This window comes from Acaryochloris sp. IP29b_bin.137 (assembly GCF_028285745.1).
Taxonomy (GTDB): Bacteria; Cyanobacteriota; Cyanobacteriia; order Thermosynechococcales; family Thermosynechococcaceae; genus Acaryochloris.
Window position 1 is genome coordinate 1 of sequence record NZ_JANQOP010000331.1, and the last position, 3,504, is coordinate 3,504.

At 48.6% G+C, this 3,504-nt stretch carries 2 protein-coding genes and 1 pseudogene; all 3 read left to right on the forward strand.

Going from position 1 to position 3,504, the window contains the following annotated elements:
- Window positions 1–250: 250 nt before the first annotated feature.
- Window positions 251–1,723, forward strand: a complete 1,473-nt coding sequence (locus tag Q0991_RS22555) for an ATP-binding protein (protein ID WP_299492842.1) — start codon at window positions 251–253, stop codon at window positions 1,721–1,723.
- A complete protein-coding gene (locus Q0991_RS22560) occupies window positions 1,720–2,190 on the forward strand; it encodes a response regulator (protein ID WP_012162264.1) in 471 nt (156 codons plus the stop codon). The genes Q0991_RS22555 and Q0991_RS22560 overlap by 4 nt, the downstream gene beginning before the upstream one ends.
- Window positions 2,191–2,215: 25 nt before the next feature.
- Window positions 2,216–3,504: pseudogene (locus Q0991_RS22565) on the forward strand (diguanylate cyclase); the annotation flags it as partial.

Genomic DNA, 3,504 nt, shown 5'->3' on the forward strand with positions numbered 1-3,504 from the left:
ATTTCTTGGGCACAGATTATTGCCAAGGTTGCCAACTTAGGCGCGATACACCCTAGACAAGCATCTGAAAATCTTTAACCGTTTGGCGAAGGTATTGAATTAGAATACTTTTTAAAATTTCACATATCGCGTTTTTTGTGAGGTCCATCAATGATTTGTTCCAAAGGTAGGAAATCCTGGGAATTCTAACCAAAGGGATCCTGACAACTGGATCAGGACACCAGGATGTATTGCCTTTGGAATATAGCTTTTGTTTAAGTTACTGCGATATTTTTCGATTGCGAGTTTAGTTGCCTGTGGGAGCGCCACCCTCTTCTTGCGGCACTACAATCAGCAAACGACAACGGCCCAACTGATTAGTGCGAGTGAGCAAAAGAATGTAGAAATCACCCAAGTCTTTGCCAATTCGGTATGGCCTCAGCACAAATCTTTCTTGAGTTCTACGGAGTCCTTATCTAAGAAAGAATTACAAAATCATCCTCAAATTGAAGACATTGATGCCACCGTTCGTCGTCTGATTCAAGGAACGTCCATCGCCAAACTCAAAATTTTTGATTTAGACGGTCGCGTGGTGTTTTCAACCAACGCCAAACAAATTGGCCAAGAGAAGGCTAAATATTCGGGGTTTCTGACAGCGCGTTCCGGTAAAACCATCACTAAGCTGTCCCATAAAAAGAAGTTTCGGAGTGTACAGGGACTCCTGACAGAGAAAAAACTGATTTCCAGCTACTTACCCCTTCGGCCTCAGGGTTCTGATGCAGAGATTGAAGGTGTTATCGAGGTCTATAGCAATGTCACACCGCTCGTACAACAGGTAGAAGATGCTCAGCAGGAAGGGCTGATCGCCGTTATCATCACCTTTGCTGGGCTATATGGGGTACTCGTCATTATCGTTGGCTATGCCCAAGCCGTTCTGATTCGGCAGGAAAAGGCCAAACAGGAAGCTGAAGCCAGGCTAGCGGAAGAGTCTGAGGCTCTCGCTCGCTCCAACGAAGCCTTACTCCGCTCCAATAAGGAATTAGAACAATTTGCCTATGTAGCCTCTCATGATTTGCAAGAGCCCCTCCGTAAAATTGAGGCCTTTGGTGATCGATTACAAACGAAATGTAGAGATGATCTGAGCGATCGGGGGAAAGATTATGTGGACCGCATGCAAAAAGCGGCGGGCCGCATGCGGCAACTGGTGCAGAACCTATTGGCTTTTTCTCGAGTGACGTCAAAGTCACAACCCTTTACTGAAGTCGATCTCAATGAAGTGGTGGGCAGCGTTTTAGATGATCTGGAAATTCGGATTCAGGAAACGGAGGCCCAGGTTGAGGTGACTGCGTTACCTACGATTGATGCGGAACCGATGCAAATTCGCCAACTGTTTCAAAACCTGATTAGCAATGCCCTCAAGTTTCGTCAGCCGGATCAGCCCCTCTGCATCACGATTGGTGGGCAATCGGTTAATGAAAGTACTGAGACCGAGAGCCTGTACCAAATCAGCGTTGAAGATAATGGCATTGGCTTTGAGCAAAAGTATACGGACCGTATCTTTCGGGTGTTTCAGCGTTTACATAGTCGCAATGAATATGATGGCACGGGCATTGGTCTAGCGGTCTGTGCCAAAATTGCCGAGCATCATGGCGGCACCATCACCGCTGAAAGCTCACCGGGCCAAGGCGCAACATTTTTCATCACCTTACCGCTTACCCAAACCTCCATGGAGCCCCAATCATGACCTCAGTCAATGCTGCCCCGATTACGATTTTGATGGCTGACGATGATGAAGATGATCGGATGCTCACAGCCGAAGCTTTAGAGGAGAGCCGACTGAGTAATGATCTTCGCTTTGTCAAAGATGGCGAAGAGTTGATGGATTACTTATTTCGCCGAGGTCAATATGCCGACCCGAAAACGTCGCCCCGCCCCGGTCTAATCTTGCTGGATCTCAATATGCCGAAGAAAGACGGGCGAGAAGCATTGCAGGAGATTAAAGCGAATCCTGAACTCCGCCGCATTCCGATTGTAGTCTTAACCACCTCTAATACGGATATTGATATTTATCGCAGTTATGACTTGGGGGCCAATACCTACATCACCAAACCTGTGACCTTTGATGCATTAGTTGAGGTGATGCAAACCCTAGGCCAGTACTGGTTTACTGTTGTGGCATTACCCCCGGAGCAATGTTGTGAGGCATCTTGATCCACTGCATATCAAACTATTGCTGGTGGAAGATGATGAAGATGACTACTTCTTTTTTGAGGATCTTTTAGACGATTTTCAAAGCATCCAGTTTGATCTGGACTGGGCGGATACCTATGACAAAGGACTGCAGGCGGTTCAGCGTCACCAGCATGATATTTATGTTTTCGATTTTCGCTTAGGCAGTCGAACAGGCTTGGACTTGCTGGAAGAAGTGGTCGCTTTAGGTCATCGAATTCCGATTATCTTGTTGACGGGCCAGGAAGATCGCGAGATCGACTTAGCTGCGATGACAGCAGGGGCGACGGATTATTTGGTGAAAGGGATGATTACGTCTGCTTTACTGGAGCGGTCAATCCGGTATGCCATAAACCATACTCGGACATTAGTAGCGTTGCAGGAGCGGGAAGAACAATATAATCTGGTGGCCCAAGCCTCGAATGATGGCCTCTGGGACTGGAACTTACACACCCATCAAGTTTATTATTCTCCCCGTTGGGCCGCGATTATTGGCCAAGGGGAAGCGGCGCTTCAACCTTCCATTCAAGAATGGTTTGATCGCATCCATCCGGAAGATAAGGAACGATTCCGCACCGATTTGCGGCGGCATTTACGGCGGGAAACAACTGCCTTTGAATGTCAATATCGCATGCTTCACCGGGACCAGTCCTATCGTTGGGTTAGTAGCCGCGGCATGGCGGTGTTTGGTCCCCATAATCGTGTGGTACGGATGGCCGGGTCACATACGGATCTCACCAACCATGTGGCGCTCTACGATCATCTCACGGGGTTGCCGAGTCGGGCGTTATTTTTGGACCAGCTTCACCGGACTCTGACGCGCGTCAATCGCCAGGCTAACTATCTATTTGCCGTGCTGTTTCTGGACTGCGATCGGTTTAAGGTTATTAATGATAGTTTGGGCCATGCCATTGGGGATCATCTGCTGATTGAAGTGGCTAAACGGCTGACGGCGGCGTTACGCCCCGGTGATGTGATTGCCCGGTTAGGCGGCGATGAATTTGCCATCCTTTTGGAGAATATTGCTGGGTAAGATCAAGCGGAACAAGTGGCCAGCCGTCTCAATCGCGAGCTGGAGAAAGCCTTTGAACTCCAGGGGCATACAGTCTATATCTCTGCCAGTATTGGTATTGCGCTGAATTCAGACCATTCGCCCCAGGCTGAAAATTTATTGCGGGATGCGGATAATGCCATGTATCGAGCCAAAGCCCTGGGCAAGTCTCGATATGTCGTCTTCGAAGCAGCCATGCGCGATCGCGTTCAGGCATTGCTTCGGGTAGAAACCGACCTGCGAGC